This window comes from Vreelandella sp. 2A-K22 (assembly GCF_054065485.1).
In genome coordinates this window covers 90,065-109,120 of the sequence record NZ_JBSUGC010000004.1, presented here as the reverse complement: position 1 = coordinate 109,120, position 19,056 = coordinate 90,065, and the positions used below count along the sequence as shown (strand labels likewise).

The window sequence follows — 19,056 nt, the reverse complement described above, 5'->3', positions numbered from 1 at the left end:
TAATGACTATGACTTTTTCTAATACTACCGGCATGCAGCGCAAGCCCACTCATCCTGGTGAAATGCTGAGAGAGGATTTCTTGCCGGACTATGACCTGACAGTTGCAGGACTGGCTGAGTCTATAGGTGTCTCTCGCCAGTCAGTCAATGAACTGTTGCGTGAACGCCGCGCTGTCAGCCCTGAAATGGCACTTCGGCTGGCTCGTTTGTTTGGCAACTCTCCAGAGTTTTGGCTGAATGCACAACGCGCTATTGATTTGTGGACTGCGGCTCAATCGGTAAAGGAGGAAGTTGATCGGATTAAGCCGTTAACCGCTGCATAACCATGCCATGCGCCGGATGCCAACCCCCCCGCTCCGCTGCGGTTTTGTCACCAGTGATGGCCAGCGTTAACTTCAACCGGAAAGGAGTTCGGATGAACTATCAGGCGGTAAACTTCAAAAACAAGCTGGGCCTTTTCAATGAGCAGTGGTCACCTAAGGTGATTGCTGAGATGAATGACTATCAGTTCAAGGTCGTTAAAATTCAGGGTGAGTTCGTTTGGCATGACCACAAGGATACCGATGAAACATTCATCGTGCTTGAGGGTAGCCTCAGAATCGATTTCAGAGATGGGCATGTAAATCTCTCTGAGGGCGAAATGTACGTTGTTCCCAAGGGAGTCGAGCACAAGCCTTGTGCGGAAAAAGAAGCGAAAGTTTTGCTTATCGAGCCTCGGGGCGTTGTGAATACTGGTGAGGAGACTGGTAGCCAAACAGCTGAGAACGATGTTTGGATCTAAAACCGTTAACCAGGCCAATCACGCCGACAGCTTTTCCGTTGCGGCTTCGCCTCCGCTACAAAGCCGCGCGTGCTGACAGCGTTGAGCCTGTAGAAAAAACCGCTGACGGCTAAGTTTTGGTAGGATCGAGGAAACAGACGAGGAGTGGTCAGCATGCCGCGCTTCAAGGCTTATAACTACGATCAGAACGCCATGGTGGTGATCAACTACCAAGAAACTACGATCAGAACGCCATGGTGGTGATCAACTACCAAGATCAGCTCCAGCTAGGCACCTTTGAACACGCTGTGCACTACCTGATCGAGCACAAGCTCGACGTGTCCGTTTTCCATCCCAAGTACCGCAACGATGCGACCGGTAGGCTGGCCTATGATCCGGCTATCCTGCTTAAGATTATCCTGTTTGCTTACTCAAAAGGCATCACCTCCAGTCGCGAGATGCAGTGGAGCTGCGAGACCAATATTATTTTCAAAGCCCTTTCCTGCGATATCGTGCCTCACTTCACCACACTGGCCAGCTTTGTCAGTCGCCATGCCGATGAGATTGAAGTGCTGTTCGAACAAGTGCTGCTGGTATGCCACGAACAAGGCTTGCTGGGTAATGAACTCTTTGCGATTGATGGCTGCAAGATGTGTCGGGTACGTTCAAAGAGTTGGGCGAGAAGCGGGAGCAAACTGAGAGGGCTGATTCGACATCACCTACTAAAGCACTACGCGCGTGATGAAGCCGACCTGGATCGGGACATTCGCCGAGCCAAGATGACCACCAGTAAAGGCACGATTCAAGGTTATAACGGTTTGGCTACGGTGGATAAGAAACATCAGATCATCATTGACGCTCAAACCTTTGGTGAAGTCAAGGAACACCACACCCTGAAGCCAGTTCTGGAGAAGGTTGAAGCGCGCTTTAAGAAGCTGAGTATTGCAGAGAATATCTACCGTAAGGGCACTGTCGTGACCGCCGAATCGGGTTTTCTACAGCCTCGTTAGGCTATCCAGAGGATACGATGACAGATTTAAAGAATAATGCGCACTATTTCGACGTTTCTTTTGCGAGGCTTTCTTCACCTGATGAACACTACAACGGTATCGAGTTTGAAGATTGCCAATTCTCCGATTGTGATTTCTCAGCATCTAAATTTCAGAAATGTAAGTTTACCAACTGCATATTTGAACACTGTAATTTAAGCTTGGTCGATTTTTCAAATTCAAAGCTATTTGGGCTTAAGTTTCAAGATAGTAAGCTAGTTGGGGTTGATTGGACGAAAGCGATTTGGGCAGTTTGTCACTCAGACTTTGAGTTAGTTTTTAAACGTTGTATTTTGAATGACTCGTCTTTCTTTGGTTTGACCTTAAATGAATTGGTTTTTGAAGAATGTAAGTTGCATGATGTTGATTTTCGTGGAGGTGATTTTTTAGGTTCGACAATGACTTATAGTGACTTTAGGAATAGTTTGTTCATGAGAACAAATTTGCAAGGTGTCGATTTTAGCGAATCAACGGCATACGCAATTGATGTACTAGAAAATAATGTCAAAAAGGCTAAGTTTTCAAGATATGAGGCATTGAACTTGTTAGAAAGCTTAGGTGTTGAGTTGGTTGACTAATATCCTAACAAACCCTTCAAGAGGGGCAGCCAATGCGTGGTATCCTCAGTTCAAATAAGCGTTTGTGGTTACGGCTGTTATGTTCGAGTTCAGTGTTTTGCTTTGTCTGCCCCTCAAGCGGGCGTTGAGTTTGTAGAAAACCGCCTCTGACGCCTAAGTGTTGGCCGGATCGAAAAAATAGACAAGAAGTGGTCACATGCTCCGCTTCAAGCTCTATAATCACGATCAAAACGCCATGGTGGTGATCAACTACCAAGGTCAGCTTTAGTCAGGCACCGTTGAGCCGGACACAAGCTAGACCTGACGGTTTTCCATTCGCTTATAGCTGGATAATGTCACCATAATCATGCGCCACTTCGGGAACAGCTCAGACGAATGTCCAGGCCAATACCCTCGTAACCTTATTTCCCTGTTTCATTTCTATTTCCCGTATATCAACGGCACCGAGCTTACGAATCAACTTCTTTGCAGGCTTAACATTGTCAGCTTTTGAAACCAGGCTACTAAACCAGCGGCATTGAGCTGAATACACTTGGCTTTCTCTTATTAGCTTTTTAAGAAACAGCTGTTCGCCCCCCTTACACCAAAGCTCTGCCTCCAGCCCGCCAAAATTCAGAACGGGAGATTTGGTTTTAGCTTTTTGTTCACCGCGACTGCGCGCAAGGTTATTGAGTTTAAGCTGGCTACCTTTAAGTGCTTCATCAAGCGAGGCGTGGAAGGGTGGGTTGCATACGCTGACGTCAAAGAACTCCCCAGCTTGAATGATCCCTTCAAATATGTGGTTTTTATCGTGCTGCGTGCGCAGCGTGAAGCGTTCTTTGAGTGTGGGGTTGTTGGTGATAATCGTGGCGACGTTCTCAAGCGACTGAGTGTTAATGTCACTACCCACACACTGCCAGCCGTAAATTTGGCAGGCCAGTAGCGGGTAGATTCCATTTGCTCCAGTCCCTATATCGAGCAGCTTGATGCTGGAATGTTCATGTCCAACCCCAAGCTCCAATAAATCCGCCATATAATGGATATAGTCGGCTCTGCCTGGGATGGGAGGGCAAAGCGCGCCCTCTGGAATATCCCAGTCGACAATGTCGTAGTATCGGCTTAATAACGCGGCGTTGAGCGTTTTTACGGCCAATGGGTCTGCGAAATCGATGGAAAGGTCGCCATAAGCGTTCGCTTTCACATGGGGGGCTAGTGCTGGGTGGCTTTTTACGAGAGCTGGGAAGTCATAGCCTTGGTTGTGTAGATTCTTCGGGTGCAGGCCTTTGCGAACAGGCTTGGTTCGGCTATTTTCACTTCGGTGGACGGTGTTCACAGTAATAGGCCTGAGGCTTGGCGTTCAATAGTCGAATGGGCTTGTCTTAGTCCGTGATTATAATCTTAATAGCTGTGTTGAGCATACTCGGCAGTTCGAGGGTGGTGTGAGAGCTCCAACTCCCTGTGTTTTGCCTACAATCACGGAAGGCGGACGCGTGAGATGCGCTGCTTTGTTTTAACGTTATGAGAGCTCAAAGAGGTTCGGATTTTGATTCATGATTGCTCTTCTTGCTCACTCGCTGAGGTATGGTTTGAAGAAGGTGATGCCGATGTTTACCTAAACCTGAATGGGGTGGTGACAGAGGAGAGGAAGACTCTGAGTCGATCCATTATCTAGAGTACGAGGGACAGACAATCGAGTCTGTAAGAATCAGCGTGGCTTTCTGCCCACTTTGCGGCCAAAAGCTCGCAAGCTCGCACCGGTATGCGAGGCATTAAATTTTCAATCGGGTTTAGTGATGTATATTGAGATCGTAGAAAAAGCAGATCACCTTAAGCTAATAGAAATTTGGGAGGCATCGGTTAGAGCAACCCACGATTTTTTGGCTGAAGATGATCTACAGGAGCTAAAGCCGTTAATTCTGGAGCAGTACTTTGACGCTGTTGATTTAAGGTGTGCCAAAAACGGCAATGGCGAAATACTGGGATTCTGCGGCGTACATGACGGTAATATTGAAATGTTGTTCATCTCACCTGATGCGCGCGGAAAAGGCATTGGTGCCATGTTAGCGACCTACGCTATCAAAGAGCAGGGAGCGACAAAAGTCGACGTTAATGAACAGAATGAGCAGGCGCTAGGTTTTTACCAGCATATTGGCTTTAAAGTGACGGGGCGCTCTCCGGTTGATGGGCAGGGTAAAGCCTATCCGCTGCTGCATATGGTGCTATAAAGATTTATCAAGGCTAGGCACGGCGAATCAATATCGAAGTAACCTTAGTAGGAAATCGAAACATGCAGCAATATCTAGAGTCAACGGAATACATAGATTGGAGAAAACCGGAGGTGTTGGCCAAGGCGCACTCGCTGGCTGACGGAACGGAGAGCCTTGAACTAATCGCAGAGAAGTGTTTTGTATTCGTTCGAGATCAGATTAAGCATAGTTTGGATTACGAGTGTGATCCTGTGACGTGTAAGGCTTCCGATGTTCTGAGATACGGTACGGGCTACTGCTATGCGAAGAGCCACTTACTTGCGGCATTGCTGCGTGCGAACGGCATTCCCGCGGGCTTGTGCTATCAGCGGTTGACTATTAGCAATGATAAACCGCCGTTTTGTCTGCATGGCCTAAATGCCGTATACCTTGAAAGGCATGGTTGGTATCGAGTTGATGCCAGGGGGAACAAGACCGGTGTTGCAGCTGAGTTTTGTCCCCCGACTGAGCATTTGGCATTTCCGTTGGTCTCAGATGGGGAAGCCGACCTTCCGGAGATATGGGCAAAGCCCATATGGCCTGTTCTTGAAGTGCTTAAAACAAAAAAGACGTATAAAGAGGTGGCAGATAATCTGCCGGATATTCAGCTGGCGTTGGCTAACAAAGCAATGCACGCAACAAGTGCGTGATTGTGGTGTTATATGCAAAAAATTATTCGGGTTCAAGGAGGAGTGTTTTGTTCGATGAAAAAGTAAAAATAGAAAAATGTGACCTTAAAAATCTTGATGAGTTAGTTGAAATTGGAAAGGTGACATATCTTGATACGTTTCAGGGATCTTGTTCAGATGATGTGATGAAAAAATATTTGGAGGAGGCATTTGAACAAAATAAAATACGTGAAGAAATCATGAATAAAGATAGTGAGTTCTTTTTCATATATGTAGATAGTAAAGTCTCTGGTTACCTTAAGCTAAACATCAATAGTGCTCAGTCTGATTTAAAGAGTGAAAACGGTCTAGAGATAGAAAGGATATATATAAAGGATCAATATAAATCGATAGGGTTGGGTAAGCTTCTGATAAGGTATGGGCTCAAAAGGGCAGAACAATTAAGGAAAGGCTTTGTATGGTTAGGTGTCTGGGAGAAAAATTCGGCCGCGATAGGCTTTTACATGAAAAATGGTTTTTCCGAAATTGGAGTTCATGACTTTATAATGGGCGATGAAGTACAAAATGACTTAATCATGAGAAAGGATGTTATTTACTGAATAAGTATACGGAAGTGGAGGTTTTATATCACAAAGCATGATAAGGGTGCCTCCAAACGAGTGCCATTTTCGCTTTTCTCAAGAAGGTAGAGGTATACATCAATGCAATCAGACGTAGTTAGTTTGGCCGAAAAGTTCAGTAAGTTTTCGGAACACTGGTCGCCACGCGTCGTCGCGGAGATGAGCGACTATCAGCTCAAACTGGCAAAACTTCAGGGCGATTTTGTTTGGCATGATCATTAAAGATACTGACGAGGTTTTCCTGATTGTTAAAGGAACACAGGGAATCACACTCGGGGGTGGTACTGTTCATCTACCCGAAAGAGAGATGAATGTTGTTCCCAAAGGTGTGGAGCGTAGGGCCCTTCGCTGAAGGTGAATGCCATGTTCTCCTTATTGAGCTCCGAGGCGTGGTCAATACCGGAGACTTCGGCAGCGAGCTTCAGACCGAAAATGATGTCTCGGTATAGCGTTAGGCCATCTTTCGCTAAGCAAGGCCAGGCACGGCGACGTCTTTTCCGTTGAGGCTTCGCCTTCACTACAACGCCACGCGTGTTGGCTGCTTGAGGGCGTCAGAGCACTCACTCCGTCCCATCAAACTTCCCGTAGTTACCTCTTGACTCATTAGGTCCACTGTCCTAGGTTTAAAAAATAGGACGGTTGTCCTATAGCTCTGAATAGTTGCCGGGAGGCGCTTCGGTGGTCAATAAACTAACAAAAGATCGAATTGTCGATCAGGCAGATCATCTGTTCTATGAGCAGGGGTTTGAGCACACATCTTTCGCGCAAATTGCGGAAGCTCTAGGCATTTCACGAGGAAATTTCTACTACCACTTCAAGACCAAGGACGAAATCCTGGATGCCGTAATCAATCATCGTCTTATTCGCACGAACTCAATGCTCGATAACTGGGAGCTAGAAGGCGACACGCCAACGGATCGTATCCGCTGTTTCATCAATATTCTGGTAATGAATCGCGCCAAAATTAAGCGTTATGGCTGTCCGGTAGGGACGCTCTGCACGGAACTTGCCAAGCTGGATCACCCCGCAAGAAGCCACGCAAACGAGTTGTTTACGTTATTTAGAACTTGGTTGCGCCGACAATTCGAACAACTTGGCCGTTCTGATGACGCCGATGAGTTGGCAATGCACCTACTCGCTTTCAGTCAAGGAATAGCGACACTTTCTAGTGCATTCCAGGATGAGAAATTCATTCACATGGAGGTAAGCCGCCTGGATGACTGGTTGGCCTCCATTACAACTGCAACCAACAATCAATCGGAGGTGCTTTAATGTTTGTCGTTCTTTTGCGGTTCTCAGAAAACAAGGATCAAGCCAGTGATTTTATGGAAAGTCATAATCAATGGATCAGGCGGGGGTTTGAGGATAAGGTTTTCTTAGTGGTTGGCAGTCTTCAACCCGGTCTTGGAGGTTCTGTTCTTGCTCATGGTGAGTCAAGGGAAGCTCTTGAGAGCCGAGTTAATCAAGACCCATTTGTGGCCGAGAATGTCGTTACGGCAGAAATACTTGAAATTGAACCAAAAAAAGCAGATGAGCGTCTGGGCTTTCTTCTGGCCAAGTGAGGGGGGGGGGCGATGAACTCTACTGTTCAAGGCCCTGACGGAGAATTGCGTTGCAGCTGGTGTTCGGCTGCTCCTGAGTTCTTTGAATACCACGATAATGAGTGGGGCTATCCAGTTGATGACGATATCAGGTTGTTTGAAAAGCTGTGCCTCGAAAGCTTTCAATCCGGTCTGAGTTGGCGAACAATTCTAGCTAAACGAGAGAATTTCCGTGCTGCTTTTTCCAATTTCGATTTCAATATAGTGGCAAAATACAATAATTCTGATATCGAGCGGCTATTGAAGGATGAAAGGATTGTCAGGCATCGAGGAAAGATCGAAGCTGTGATCAACAATGCAAGAAGGGCCAGAGAGCTCGTGGAGCAGGAAGGTTCACTGGCTGCTTACTTCTGGCAATTCGAGCCAGACGAAAATAGTTTGCCTGAGCCACAGACAGCATCAACTTCGGAGGAATCCGTTGCGCTATCGAAGGCTTTGAAAAAGCAAGGCTGGAAGTTCGTTGGCCCCACGACCATCTATGCTTTTATGCAGGCAATGGGGCTTGTAAATGACCACTCTGATGGATGCGTCTTCAGAGCAAAAGTGGAACAAGCACGCAAGCGCTTTAGGCGTCCTGGGCGAGTATAATGGCTTAAAAAAGCCAAGCACAGCGACAGCCTTTCCGTTGCAGTTTCGCCTCCAGTCGCGAGATGAGGTGGTGCTGCGATACCGTGCCCCACTTCATCATGCTGAGAAGCTTCGTCAACTGCCATGCTGACGAGATTGAGGAGGCATTAGGCAAGTTCTGACGCCGCAGAGTTTTGATGTGCAGTAAATATGCGCATATAATTAGTGCATGATCCTGCGTGAGAAATGAACCATGCAAGCTGTTGAAGCTACCAAATCCATACGAAAGCCCACGAACCTATCGCTTGATAGTGCTCTTCTCAAAGAGGCAAAAACTCTGGGCATCAATATTTCACGATCAGCAGAAGCGGGGATCGCGGAGGCTGTGAAGCTTCACAAGCAGAAGAAGTGGCTGGAAGATAATGCCAGTGCCCTCGCAAGCTCGAATGAATACGTTGAAGCTAATGGTTTGCCTCTTGCACGGCACCGTCAGTTCTGATGGCCCGTTTCGATATTTTTGAAAATCAGGATGGGGCGGGCTATCTGCTGGATGTGCAATCAGACCTGCTCAGTGGTTTGAACACCCGAGTTGTCGTGCCACTGTTGCCCAAACCCTCGGCGCCGTCCCCTGCCCAGAGGCTGAATCCTATATTTAACATTGAGGGTCAAGAGGTGGTAATGGCTCCTCAGTACATGGCTGCTGTGCCTGAAAGCGAATTGTGTTTTGGTGCCGGTAGCCTTGTTGAGCAGCAAGACGAAATTTCCACAGCGTTGGACATGCTGTTTTTGGGCTTCTGAAGCAAAGAGGGATACTTTTCCGTAGCCGCGGATGCTGGCTGGCGTTAGATTGCACACGAACCCTTCCAGTCTGATCTTGTGGAGCCTCAAATGACGGCCTCAGCAATTACCTCCCTAGCGCATGCCTTCGACTCCCGACTCGCCACTCTTGAACATCTTCTGAATGCTGGCACTGGTCGCTAATCAGGCAATCGACCACGAGAACGTGCCCGAACACAAGCACCTGGAATTGGGTGGCGGAATATACGTAGACCTAACAGGCGAGGAGTATGTCGCGGATTTCTTGCTGCCCAACTTCTACTTTCACCTGGTCACGACTTACTCGATATTGCGCAGTGTCGGAGTGCCGATCGGTAAAAAAGATTATATGCTTCACCTGATGCCAAAAGTGAAACAAAGTACAATCTAACCAGCGCTTCGAACTGATTACTGCGCGCTTCTGCGCAGCTCAAGCTCCGGTATGTGCTGATGGAGAAGTAACTTGAACATTACAGATTTATCTTTCGGGGTCACGGATTGGTCTGAAGTTGAGAGGACTGAGCACTCCGGAGAATACGGTGTTGCTTATTGGAAGACTCGAAATTTCGGGGATATCCGGGTTCGTATGGTTGAGTACAGTCCTGGCTATCTGGCGGATCATTGGTGTGCTAAAGGGCACATATTGCTCTGCCTCGAAGGTGAGCTTCATACTGAGCTAGACGATGGTCGTTGTTTTGTTCTCACGCCTGGTTCGAGCTATCAAGTTGCCGACAATGCTGAACTTCATCGTTCTTCGACGGAGCAGGGGGCTACGTTGTTCGTCGTCGATTAGCATCGCATAATCACTGTTATGGATAGGGAGTAAACGTATGGTCTTCGACTTACCTGCACCAGAACAGCAAGGCTCCAAGTCATTGGTTGGCAGTATTGCGGCTCGGCGCAGCGTGAGGGAGTACACGAATGCACCGCTCCCTATCGGTGTTTTGTCTCAATTGCTTTGGTCGGCCCAGGGCGTAACAGGGCTGGATAAAAAAAGAGCAACGCCATCGGCAGGTGGATTATACCCGCTGCACCTAAAAATTTTGGTGCAACGGGTATCGGAACTTGAGCCCGGTATCTATGAGTATCAGGCTGATAACCATTCGTTAAAGTTAATTGGGAACCGTGTTCCGGAAGGGGCAGTGCAAGCGCTAGGGATTGGCGATCAACCATGGTTGAAAGAAGCGGCTCTCATCATCGGAGTTGCCGCGAAACTGGGAGAGGCAATTCAGCACTTTGAAGCTCAGCCACCCCAGGGAGCGCGCGGCGCTCGCTATGTATATATGGAAACTGGTGCTCTAGCACAAAATGTCCACCTTCAGAGCACTGCTCTCGGAGTTGGTTGTGTTCTAGTGGCAGGTTTCGACGATCCAAGGGTGAAAGAAGTATTGAGATTGCCTGCGGACTTGGACCCTACTGCGTTGCTTTGCATTGGGCAGCGGCGTGCCTGATAGAGGAGCCGTCATTCATGTTCTCTGCTGAATTCTTGCTTACCTCGTTGGTTGTCGTACTTATTCCAGGCACAGGTGTTATCTTTACCGTTTCCATTGGCTTAATGTATGGGCGTCTGGCAAGTCTCTATGCTTCTCTCGGCTGTACACTTGGTATTGTGCCGCACCTGCTGGCTACTGTTCTGGGCCTGGCGGCCATCATGCATACGAGCGCGATAGCATTTCAGGTACTCAAGTATGCGGGTGTCGCGTATCTTCTTTACCTTGCCGTTGTTACTTGGCGTGATCGAAGCGCTTTCTCTGTTCATGAGGTGAAGCGAAAGGGCGATGCCGTTTCGCTTATGAGCAAGGCGTTTCTGCTGAATATCCTCAACCCCAAGCTGACCATTTTCTTCTTGGCCTTCTTGCCGCAGTTCGTTGCAACTGACGCCCAGTCATCATTAGGACAATTGTTCGGGCTGAGCGCTATTTTCATGGCGATGACATTTGTTGTCTTCGTCATCTACGGGCAGCTTGCCCATGCGTTTAGAGCAGCCGTTATTGAGTCACCGAAGATTCAGAATTGGTTGCGCAGAAGCTTCTCAGCGGCGTTCGCGGGATTAGGCTTACAGCTCGCTCTGACTGAGCGGTAAGGTTTAATAATTCATTTAAACCGATGCCGCAAAGCAGTTCGGTTTAATTCAGCGCTAGGTACAAAGAGAGAAGGGATGAGCGCGACACGAATAATGATCTTCGGAGGCCCTGGCTCAGGTAAATCCAGGTTGGCTCTTAGACTGTCGAGAGTTCTTGACATAGCTGTTTATTGTGTTGATGAGGCCGTTCATGACGAGAAGGGGAAGCTTCGGCCAAACTCTGAAATTGATTGCACAGTAAGGTCCTGGGCATCAAAACATCAATGGATCATTGAAGGAGGAAACTCCAGAACCTATTCGGATAGAGCATCTAGAGCTACCGTTCTTGTATGTATGAAGCCGCCACGTTGGCTAAGAGTCTATCGAGTAGCTATTCGAGATAAGCTTAATTTTTCATCGCTTTATTGGTCTTTTAAGTATGATGAGGTGTTTGGGTTTAAAGATGATCTAACCTTGAGCTCAGTAGGAAGAGATATTGCCACCTATACGATTAGAACAAATAAAGGTGCAGATGAATTATTAAAAATACTGGCGCGGAAGAATTGCTCTTCATTGCTATGAATGAATAATACGCTGTGGTCATGGGTATAAAATGTTCAGTGTGCGAAATTAAGGAGCACCAAATTGGCCAGCATGTTAGAAAAAGGGAAAGAAATTCTATCCCAGCAGCCCTTCAGCTTGCTGTTGGGTGCAAACTTGGAAGTATTTGAAACTGGCTTTGCTGAAATAAGCCTTAAAATGAGAGAAGAGTTTAAGCAAAACAACGGTTTTGCGCATGGTGGTATCGTTAGCTATTTGGCTGATAACTGCATCACCTTTGCTGGCGCGTCAGTACTAGGAAGCTGCGTTACCTCAGAATACAAAGTAAACTATGTCCGGCCTGCTGTCGGAGATCGGTTGGTTGCTAGATCTACAGTTTTATACTCAGGTAAGCACCAGTCTACTTGTGAGTGTAAAGTATACTCGCAAGGAAATGGCGAGGAGAAGCTGGTTGCGGTTTCTCTTGGAACCATAAGCAAGACCGGTGCGTTGTAATCTAACCATTCATTTCGAAGGTCAGCTTACAACATGCACATTTTTTGTGTGGTCGCTGTGCTCCTAGCTGTGCACAAAAAAACTGCACATTGCAGGTTGCCCTTGCACTTCGCCCTAGCCATTCAAAGGAGGAATTGAGATGTGCGAGACTCTAGAGAAAAGCGTTTCGTTTCGCGTGGCCACCCACCACGATCTGCAAGCTATCGTTCAGATGCTCGCCGATGATAGCCTTGGTCTAAAGCGTGAAGATCCTTCAAATCCTCTGTCTCGTTCCTATCATATGGCCTTCGAAGCTATCGATGCTGATCCTAACAATGAGTTGGTAGTTGCAGTTACAGGTCGTCATATTGTGGGCGTGCTTCAAATTACCTTCATTCCATATCTAACCTACCAGGGGGGATGGCGAGCTCTGATAGAGGGCGTTCGCGTATCCAAGGAAATCCGGTCATCTGGAATTGGTCGCGCTATGTTTGAGTGGGCCATAAATCGCGCTAAAGAAAGAGGGTGTGTTCTGGTTCAGCTCACAACTGACAAGTTGAGGCCGGATGCATTACGCTTTTATGAGGGCTTCGGCTTTGTAGCGTCTCACGAAGGAATGAAACTCAAGCTGTAATCCTACAAGCAAACGAGGGTTCTTTAAGGCCTCTCAATGTTTGGCCTCTATGGTTAATAAACACGTCAATGCGTCCTGGCTGCTTTAAATCCAGCTGTTTACGCTCATCGTTAAGCTTCTCCCTTGACCGCCTACAGAAGATATTTGAGTACACATATGGCCTTTATTGAACCCGTCACCCTCTCTGCGCGCGGCGTAAAAATCGTGCCGCTTACACTCAACCACGAAGCTGGTCTGCGCGCTGCCGCAGCGGACGGGGAGCTATGGAACCTGCGCATTACATCGGTACCAGCGCCTGACGAGACGCACCGCTATATTGATACCGCTTTGAAAGCCCGAGAGGAAGGCCACCGCTTTGCCTTTACCGTCATTGAAGAGGCCAGTGGTACGGTGCTTGGCTCTACGAGTTACCATGATATTTTGCCTGACGTAAAAAGAGTGGAAATTGGCTACACGTGGTACGCCAAGCGAGTGCAGCACACGCATGTCAACACCACTTGCAAGCTGCTGCTATTGACACACGCTTTTGAGACGCTGGGCTGTAATGTAGTCGGCTGGCGTACTGACAACTTCAATTTTGCCAGTCAGCGTGCAATTGAGCGCCTAGGCGCGAAAAAGGACGGCGTGATCCGTGGCAACGTGCTGCGCCGAGACGGTACTATTCGCGATACGGTGATGTATAGCCTGCACAAGGGCGAATGGCCAGAGGTGCGTGCGCATCTCGACTATCTGTTAAGCCGACCCCGTGCGTAGTGAGGAAAGCGTCGTGGCTTAGTCGATCAAGGCTTTGTAGTGTCGCTATATGCATGCTTAAACGCCATACAAGCATGACTGGATCCGTTTATTCAAGTGTTATGGTACGTGTTGAGGAGGTGGTATGTCGTTCGAAGAGTTACGGTCTGAAGTGCATAAAACTTACATGGAATACTATGTTGCTGGATTTAAGAGCAACGACGTAACGTTGATCGATAAAATGGTCAAATATCCAATCGCATATATTAAAAATGGCTCGGTGACAATGTGTGATTCCTATCCGATAGATCCCAAAAGCCTTAAAAAGGAAAAGGGTTGGGATCATTCTGTCGACTGGAAGTTTGAGGTGACAGCTGTCAATGATAGTGAAGCTCATGCAGTTGCCTCTGCTGTCAGATGCAAAAAAGATGGTTCGAAAATTGAGAGTGTTCATGGGTTCTATGCTTTCACCAAGACGGCCGATGGATGGAAAATGTATGCCGTTGCGGATACTACCTTTTGATCATAACAAAACGAAGCAGCACATGGCTTACAGCCTCCGAACGCTTCTAAACTCGCGCCGCAGTGCTTGGCATTATAAGTATCCATATGGGTAAAAGGAGTCGTAAGTGTTTGAGGTAAAAGCAACCCAACATGTGCTGGCGGTTAACGATCTTGAGAAGACCGAGAGTTACTTTCTCGACAAACTCGGATTTTCTGTCCGTTTCCGTGTAGATGGCTGGTCGTTCCTTAGCCTTGGTAGCTTTCACGTTATGTTGGGGTACTGCCCGGACGAACTTCCTGCCCGTGATACGCATGAGCACTCGTACTTCGCATATGTAAACTGTGAGGGCATAGACGAGATATATCGTGATTATCAGCAGAGTGGCGCTGAGATTTTCCAGGCAATAGCTGATAAGCCTTGGGGACTGCGTGAGTTTGGTGTGGCAACGCCAGAGGGGCACCGAATCATGTTCGGTCAAGATCGTCCGTTGGGAGGTTGATACCTGCAGCACTATTTAGTAACGATGTTGCAACGCCGACAAGCTAAAAGGAGGTGATTATATGTAGTGCGGAAAAACTTTGCTCACAGGATGCGACGATCACCGTGGATGTACAGAACGATTTCTGCGCTGGCAGGGCTCTGGGCATCGAAGCGGGCCGATATCCCCTCCACCAAGCCCTGGTTCAACGTTTAACCATCGATCCAACAAACTATCTGCCGCGCCCATACCTTAAATGGAGAGTCTAATTTTGAGCTATCTTGGTGGGTGTTGCTAAGAAACCTTGTAGCTATTTTGGCTTTTGACGGTTAAACACGATCAGAACTGAAGGAGAGACACATGGTAACCAACACAGAGCTTCATGGGGCTTGTCTTTGCGGGATTGTCAGCGTCACCGTTACCACCAAAAGCAACCATGTCGGCGTTTGTCACTGCTCGATGTGCAGAAAGTGGGGTGGGGGGCCGCTGTTTGCGGTGGAGTTTGCCGGTGATGTGGATTTTAACGGCTCGGAGCATATAACTACCTTCAGTTCCTCAGAATGGGCTGAGCGTGGGTTCTGCCAACAGTGTGGCACCCACCTCTTCTATCGCTTAAAGCAGGGTGGGCATTACGCGCTTCCCGTTGGGCTTCTTGATGGCGCGGATGATTGGAAAATAAGCGAACAGATATTTATCGACCAAAAGCCCACTTACTATTCACTCGCAGAAAAAACCAAGCAGCTGACCGGGGAAGAAGTGTTTGCCCAATTTGGGGAGCAGTAGAAGCTCAGTTCATGGTGCGCCAATTCCGCTCTCTTACTAATGCTGGCTTGAACTGGAGCTTGGGTTTGCCAAAATGAGGGTTATAACCGGCAGCACTTGGCAAGGAGAGCCTTCATCAGCGGCCGCTACGTAATGCCTGGTAATAGTCGGAGGAGCTTATGAGCGACAAGAGCAGAATCAGCGTGCAGTGCGTGGTGGGCGATATCGCTCAACAACCCGATGTAGATGCCGTGGTCAATGCCGCCAATGCACAATTGAGAACCGGTGGGGGCGTTGCCGGGGCGCTTCATCGCGCTGCTGGGCCCGGCCTGGCCGAAGAGGGGCAGTCAATGGCGCCCATCAACCCGGGCCAAGCGGTACTCACCGGCGGTCATAATCTGCCCAACCGCTGGGTGATTCACTGCCTGGGCCCGGTATACGGCGTCGACAAGCCGGAGGATCAACTGCTGGCGGACTGTTACCGCAATGCGCTGAAACTGGCCGATGAGCACGGTATTGAGCGGCTGGCTTTCCCGGCACTGTCTACCGGCGCTTTCGGCTACCCGGTGGAAGAAGCCGCTCAGGTGTGTGCGGCTACCCTCGAAGCCATACTGCCCAGCTTGCATAAAGTGCGCCTGATCCGCTTTGTGCTGTTCGACGAAGCAGCTCGGCATACCCTCCACCAAGCTCTGGCTCAACGCTTAACCATTGATCCAGTAGACTAGCTGTAGCGCCAATTGTTTAGCTGACGCATGCATGAGAGCTGAGTGGAGGCTGCTGCTTAGTAGGGGGCAGCTTTAGCACCGCTGCGCTGCCGCGGGTGCACTTGAGCTTATTTTATAGCACTATCACGCCGCGTATTCTCCAGCTCCTCAATCATTCGGCGCGCTGCATTAGAAAGCGTTCGATTGGTATGCACCAAATAGCCCAGCGGTCGGTAAATAGGCGGGGTGTCTACCTTTAGCTCTACCAGTTCGCTGTCGATCATCTTTTCCGGCAGCAGGCTCCAGCCTAATCCTACGCTGCACATCATTTTTAGCGTTTCTAAATAGTTGGTCGCCATGCTTACAGGCAATTGAAGACCAGCTTCGTTAAAACGTTTCGCAATAAGTGACCCTGTAAAGGTCTTCGCCCCCGGCATTACGCAGTTGAATTCACACAGGTCGGCCAATGACCGAAGGCTTTGAGGTGCCGGGTCTTGGTTGGCAAGTGGGTGGTCAATCGCACAGGTAAAACAGAGCCGATCACGCCAGAGCTCTACGACCTGCAGTTGTTCATGAGGGTGGGGGGCGAGAGTCACCACCGCCATTTCCAGAGTGCCATCCAGCACCCCCAGGTAAGCCTGCTCAGAATCCAGAAAGTGCAGGTCGAGTTCGACTTCCGGATGGCGCTGGGTGTACCGCTTTAATAGTGGTGGTAAGCGGTGCAGGCCAATATGGTGGCTGGTGGCCAGGGTAAGCTTGCCACCCACTTGGCCAGACAGGTTGGCTAGTGCCCGGCGGCTGTCCTCAACGGTAAACAGGATGCGCCTCGCTTGGGGCAGTAAGACATTACCGGCTTCGGTTAGCGCAATACGCCGACCAATGCGGTCAAACAGCCGTGCACCTACCTGAGACTCCAAGGTAGCGATGCGTTTGCTAACGGCGGGCTGGGTAAGATAAAGCTGCTCCGCCGCGCGAGAGAAACTTTGCGTATCGGCGACAGCCAGAAAGGCTTGTAGGCTTTGGGTATCCACTTACGAATCCTTGATTAAGCATTCCTGTTTGGAATCTAATCTATGAATAACATGAATTGCTTTTATGCGCGAGTCGCGTAACACTTGTGCTATCGACATATAAGCAGCACGAAGAGGCTGCGTTACCGAACTAGCAGGGCACCGCCCAGGAGAGCCACATGTCAGGTCAAACCCTTTACGACAAACTCTGGAATCAGCACTTGGTTAAACAGCGTGATGACGGCACCGCGTTGATCTACATCGACCGCCAGCTGCTTCACGAGGTGACCTCGCCTCAAGCGTTTGAAGGCCTGCGTTTAGCTAATCGTAAGCCGTGGCGTTTGGATGCCAACTTGGCCACGCCCGACCATAACGTGCCGACGACCATTAAAGAGCGCGCCGAGGGCAACAGCGGTATTAAAGACCCGGTGTCGCTGATTCAGGTGCAAACCCTGGACGATAACTGCCTTGAGTACGGCATCGAAGAGTTCAAAATCAACGACCCGCGCCAGGGCATCGTGCACGTAGTGGGTCCCGAACAGGGCGCAACGCTGCCAGGAATGACCGTGGTGTGTGGCGACTCCCACACCGCGACCCACGGTGCCTTTGGCGCTTTGGCCCACGGTATTGGTACCTCGGAAGTCGAGCACGTCATGGCGACCCAGTGCTTGCTGGCGCAGAAAATGAAGAATATGCAGGTCCGCGTAGAAGGCGAGCTGGGCCTGGGCGTAACAGCAAAAGATGTGGTGCTGGCGATTATCGGCAAGATCGGTACCGCTGGCGGCACTGGTTATGCCATTGAATTTGCCGGTAGCGCGATCGCTTCGCTTTCTATGGAAGGGCGCATGACCGTGTGCAACATGGCTATTGAAGCGGGTGCACGAGTAGGTTTGATTGCCGTTGACGACACCACGATTGATTACCTTGCCAAGCGTCCTTTCGCGCCTACAGCAGAGCAGTGGGAAGCCGCCGTGGCGGACTGGCGCAATCTGGTGTCTGACGACGATGCGCAGTTCGATAAAGTGGTTACTTTGCAGGCTGAAGAGATCGAGCCACAGGTGAGCTGGGGCACCAGCCCGGAAATGGTCACCGGTATTTCCGGCCAAGTGCCCGATCCCAGCGCTGCGCTGGATGAAACCGTTCAGCGCAGCCACACTCGTGCCTTAGAGTACATGGGCCTTCACGCCAATCAGAAAATCACTGATATCAAGCTGGATAAAATCTTTATTGGCTCCTGCACCAACTCGCGTATTGAAGATTTACGTGAAGCCGCCAAAGTCGCCAAGGGCAAAAAGGTAGCTGATTCCATCAAGCTGGCCATGGTGGTGCCGGGTTCTGGCTTGGTGAAGCGCCAAGCTGAAGCGGAAGGTTTGGATAAGATCTTTATTGAAGCAGGCTTTGAGTGGCGCGAGCCGGGCTGCTCCATGTGTTTGGCCATGAACGCGGATAAGCTGGGTGCCGGTGAACACTGCGCCTCTACTTCTAACCGAAACTTTGAAGGGCGCCAGGGTTACGGTGGCCGCACGCACTTGGTCAGTCCAGCCATGGCAGCGGCAGCAGCGATTGCCGGTCACTTTGTTGATGTTCGCAGCTTGCCCGCTAACGACGCCACTCACGCTCAGGAGGCCTAAACCATGAAAAAATTTGAACGTTTTGAAGGCGTGGTAGCGCCCCTTGACCGCGCCAACGTCGATACCGATTTGATTATCCCTAAGCAGTTTTTGAAGTCGATCAAGCGCACCGGCTTTGGCGTTAACCTGTTTGACGAACTGCGCTACTTGGATGAAGGCCAGCCGGGGCAGGACTGCTCACAGCGCCCGCTGAATCCTGATTTCGTCTTGAACCAGTCGCGTTTCAAAGGCGCGGAAGTGCTACTTGCTCGGCGCAATTTTGGCTGCGGCAGCTCTCGTGAACACGCGCCTTGGGCGCTGGAAGATTTCGGTTTCAAGGTAGTGATTGCGCCTAGCTTTGCCGATATCTTCTACAACAACTCGTTCAAGAACGGCATTTTGCTGATTACCTTCCCAGAAGACGTAATAGATCGCCTGTTTGCCGAGGTGGATGCCAATGAAGGCTACCAGTTGGATGTGGACTTGGAGAACCAGCGGGTCATTACCCCGAGCGGTGAGATTTTAGAGTTTGAAGTGGATGAGTTCCGCAAACACTGCCTGCTGGAAGGGCTGGACGATATTGGTCTGACGCTAAAAGACGAAGACGCCATTCGTGCTTTTGAGCAGAAGCATAGAGCTGCGCGCCCCTGGTTGTTCCGGCAGTCTGCCTAAACGCTTT

General features: G+C 49.4%; 29 protein-coding genes. 27 read left to right on the top strand and 2 right to left on the bottom strand.

What is annotated here, in order from left to right; genetic code table 11:
- Nucleotides 1-8: 8 nt before the first annotated feature.
- From ACW17M_RS06815 to ACW17M_RS06800, 4 genes are all read left to right on the top strand, one after another.
- A complete protein-coding gene (locus ACW17M_RS06815) occupies nucleotides 9-323 on the top strand; it encodes a HigA family addiction module antitoxin (protein ID WP_141440987.1) in 315 nt (104 codons plus the stop codon).
- Between the two features lie 92 nt (nucleotides 324-415).
- Nucleotides 416-781, top strand: coding sequence for a cupin domain-containing protein (locus ACW17M_RS06810; protein ID WP_342584427.1), 366 nt, complete (start codon nucleotides 416-418; stop codon nucleotides 779-781).
- Nucleotides 782-1,014: 233 nt separating this feature from the next.
- Complete coding sequence (locus ACW17M_RS06805; RefSeq protein ID WP_457547083.1) at nucleotides 1,015-1,770, top strand: transposase; 756 nt, start codon at nucleotides 1,015-1,017, stop codon at nucleotides 1,768-1,770.
- Between the two features lie 17 nt (nucleotides 1,771-1,787).
- The gene (locus tag ACW17M_RS06800; RefSeq protein WP_457547082.1) at nucleotides 1,788-2,387 is read left to right on the top strand and encodes a pentapeptide repeat-containing protein; all 600 of its coding nucleotides are present in this window, start codon (nucleotides 1,788-1,790) and stop codon (nucleotides 2,385-2,387) included.
- A 367-nt stretch (nucleotides 2,388-2,754) separates the two neighbouring features.
- Here ACW17M_RS06800 and rlmF read toward each other — a convergent pair whose 3' ends face one another.
- Complete coding sequence (rlmF, locus tag ACW17M_RS06795; protein WP_457547081.1) at nucleotides 2,755-3,699, bottom strand: 23S rRNA (adenine(1618)-N(6))-methyltransferase RlmF; 945 nt, start codon at nucleotides 3,697-3,699, stop codon at nucleotides 2,755-2,757.
- 460 nt (nucleotides 3,700-4,159) lie between these two features.
- Here rlmF and ACW17M_RS06790 point away from each other — a divergent pair, with 460 nt between their 5' ends.
- The 21 genes from ACW17M_RS06790 (at nucleotide 4,160) to ACW17M_RS06690 (ending at nucleotide 15,778) form a co-directional block, all read left to right on the top strand.
- Nucleotides 4,160-4,591, top strand: coding sequence for an acetyltransferase (locus ACW17M_RS06790; protein ID WP_457547080.1), 432 nt, complete (start codon nucleotides 4,160-4,162; stop codon nucleotides 4,589-4,591).
- A gap of 62 nt (nucleotides 4,592-4,653) precedes the next feature.
- Nucleotides 4,654-5,262 (top strand): transglutaminase-like domain-containing protein, encoded by a 609-nt coding sequence (locus ACW17M_RS06785; RefSeq protein WP_457547079.1) that lies wholly within the window; start codon nucleotides 4,654-4,656, stop codon nucleotides 5,260-5,262.
- A 47-nt stretch (nucleotides 5,263-5,309) separates the two neighbouring features.
- On the top strand, nucleotides 5,310-5,840 hold the full coding sequence (locus ACW17M_RS06780; protein ID WP_457547078.1) for a GNAT family N-acetyltransferase: 531 nt from the start codon (nucleotides 5,310-5,312) through the stop codon (nucleotides 5,838-5,840).
- A 332-nt stretch (nucleotides 5,841-6,172) separates the two neighbouring features.
- Nucleotides 6,173-6,310 (top strand): hypothetical protein, encoded by a 138-nt coding sequence (locus ACW17M_RS06775; protein WP_331280470.1) that lies wholly within the window; start codon nucleotides 6,173-6,175, stop codon nucleotides 6,308-6,310.
- A 229-nt stretch (nucleotides 6,311-6,539) separates the two neighbouring features.
- Nucleotides 6,540-7,133: a TetR/AcrR family transcriptional regulator gene (locus tag ACW17M_RS06770; protein WP_027957500.1), complete on the top strand. Its 594-nt coding sequence runs from the start codon at nucleotides 6,540-6,542 to the stop codon at nucleotides 7,131-7,133.
- Nucleotides 7,133-7,423, top strand: a complete 291-nt coding sequence (locus ACW17M_RS06765) for a YciI family protein (protein WP_457547077.1) — start codon at nucleotides 7,133-7,135, stop codon at nucleotides 7,421-7,423. Before ACW17M_RS06770 ends, ACW17M_RS06765 begins: the two co-directional genes overlap by 1 nt.
- A 12-nt stretch (nucleotides 7,424-7,435) precedes the next feature.
- Complete coding sequence (locus tag ACW17M_RS06760) at nucleotides 7,436-8,050, top strand: DNA-3-methyladenine glycosylase I (protein ID WP_027957498.1); 615 nt, start codon at nucleotides 7,436-7,438, stop codon at nucleotides 8,048-8,050.
- Between the two features lie 232 nt (nucleotides 8,051-8,282).
- Complete coding sequence (locus ACW17M_RS06755) at nucleotides 8,283-8,528, top strand: type II toxin-antitoxin system CcdA family antitoxin (protein WP_027957497.1); 246 nt, start codon at nucleotides 8,283-8,285, stop codon at nucleotides 8,526-8,528.
- On the top strand, nucleotides 8,528-8,827 hold the full coding sequence (locus ACW17M_RS06750) for a CcdB family protein (protein ID WP_027957496.1): 300 nt from the start codon (nucleotides 8,528-8,530) through the stop codon (nucleotides 8,825-8,827). Before ACW17M_RS06755 ends, ACW17M_RS06750 begins: the two co-directional genes overlap by 1 nt.
- A gap of 163 nt (nucleotides 8,828-8,990) precedes the next feature.
- Nucleotides 8,991-9,236 carry a DUF1993 family protein gene (locus ACW17M_RS06745; protein ID WP_051430462.1) on the top strand — a complete coding sequence of 82 codons (246 nt, stop codon included), beginning with the start codon at nucleotides 8,991-8,993 and terminating at the stop codon, nucleotides 9,234-9,236.
- 72 nt (nucleotides 9,237-9,308) lie between these two features.
- Nucleotides 9,309-9,638: a DHCW motif cupin fold protein gene (locus tag ACW17M_RS06740; RefSeq protein ID WP_027957495.1), complete on the top strand. Its 330-nt coding sequence runs from the start codon at nucleotides 9,309-9,311 to the stop codon at nucleotides 9,636-9,638.
- Between the two features lie 37 nt (nucleotides 9,639-9,675).
- Nucleotides 9,676-10,296: a SagB/ThcOx family dehydrogenase gene (locus ACW17M_RS06735; RefSeq protein ID WP_051430463.1), complete on the top strand. Its 621-nt coding sequence runs from the start codon at nucleotides 9,676-9,678 to the stop codon at nucleotides 10,294-10,296.
- 17 nt (nucleotides 10,297-10,313) lie between these two features.
- Complete coding sequence (locus ACW17M_RS06730) at nucleotides 10,314-10,928, top strand: LysE family translocator (protein ID WP_027957494.1); 615 nt, start codon at nucleotides 10,314-10,316, stop codon at nucleotides 10,926-10,928.
- Nucleotides 10,929-11,003: 75 nt separating this feature from the next.
- On the top strand, nucleotides 11,004-11,489 hold the full coding sequence (locus tag ACW17M_RS06725) for a hypothetical protein (protein WP_457547076.1): 486 nt from the start codon (nucleotides 11,004-11,006) through the stop codon (nucleotides 11,487-11,489).
- Nucleotides 11,490-11,561: 72 nt separating this feature from the next.
- Entirely contained in the window at nucleotides 11,562-11,963 is a 402-nt protein-coding gene (locus ACW17M_RS06720; RefSeq protein ID WP_190374927.1) for a PaaI family thioesterase, read from the top strand.
- A 139-nt stretch (nucleotides 11,964-12,102) separates the two neighbouring features.
- A complete protein-coding gene (locus tag ACW17M_RS06715) occupies nucleotides 12,103-12,576 on the top strand; it encodes a GNAT family N-acetyltransferase (RefSeq protein WP_427770466.1) in 474 nt (157 codons plus the stop codon).
- Between the two features lie 156 nt (nucleotides 12,577-12,732).
- Nucleotides 12,733-13,329: a GNAT family N-acetyltransferase gene (locus ACW17M_RS06710; RefSeq protein ID WP_457547075.1), complete on the top strand. Its 597-nt coding sequence runs from the start codon at nucleotides 12,733-12,735 to the stop codon at nucleotides 13,327-13,329.
- A 124-nt stretch (nucleotides 13,330-13,453) separates the two neighbouring features.
- Nucleotides 13,454-13,831, top strand: a complete 378-nt coding sequence (locus tag ACW17M_RS06705) for a hypothetical protein (protein ID WP_041158518.1) — start codon at nucleotides 13,454-13,456, stop codon at nucleotides 13,829-13,831.
- Between the two features lie 106 nt (nucleotides 13,832-13,937).
- Nucleotides 13,938-14,312, top strand: coding sequence for a VOC family protein (locus ACW17M_RS06700; RefSeq protein WP_041158517.1), 375 nt, complete (start codon nucleotides 13,938-13,940; stop codon nucleotides 14,310-14,312).
- Between the two features lie 339 nt (nucleotides 14,313-14,651).
- The gene (locus ACW17M_RS06695; RefSeq protein ID WP_041158516.1) at nucleotides 14,652-15,074 is read left to right on the top strand and encodes a GFA family protein; all 423 of its coding nucleotides are present in this window, start codon (nucleotides 14,652-14,654) and stop codon (nucleotides 15,072-15,074) included.
- Nucleotides 15,075-15,232: 158 nt separating this feature from the next.
- Nucleotides 15,233-15,778: a macro domain-containing protein gene (locus ACW17M_RS06690; RefSeq protein WP_141441004.1), complete on the top strand. Its 546-nt coding sequence runs from the start codon at nucleotides 15,233-15,235 to the stop codon at nucleotides 15,776-15,778.
- Nucleotides 15,779-15,885: 107 nt separating this feature from the next.
- On the opposite strand, the gene ACW17M_RS06685 is transcribed toward ACW17M_RS06690, so the two are convergent.
- Complete coding sequence (locus tag ACW17M_RS06685) at nucleotides 15,886-16,788, bottom strand: LysR family transcriptional regulator (protein WP_022523212.1); 903 nt, start codon at nucleotides 16,786-16,788, stop codon at nucleotides 15,886-15,888.
- A gap of 158 nt (nucleotides 16,789-16,946) precedes the next feature.
- On the opposite strand from ACW17M_RS06685, the gene leuC reads away from it, so the two are divergent.
- Complete coding sequence (leuC, locus tag ACW17M_RS06680; RefSeq protein ID WP_009286959.1) at nucleotides 16,947-18,398, top strand: 3-isopropylmalate dehydratase large subunit; 1,452 nt, start codon at nucleotides 16,947-16,949, stop codon at nucleotides 18,396-18,398.
- Between the two features lie 3 nt (nucleotides 18,399-18,401).
- Nucleotides 18,402-19,049: a 3-isopropylmalate dehydratase small subunit gene (gene leuD / locus ACW17M_RS06675; RefSeq protein ID WP_141441005.1), complete on the top strand. Its 648-nt coding sequence runs from the start codon at nucleotides 18,402-18,404 to the stop codon at nucleotides 19,047-19,049.
- The last annotated feature ends 7 nt before the right edge of the window (nucleotides 19,050-19,056 follow it).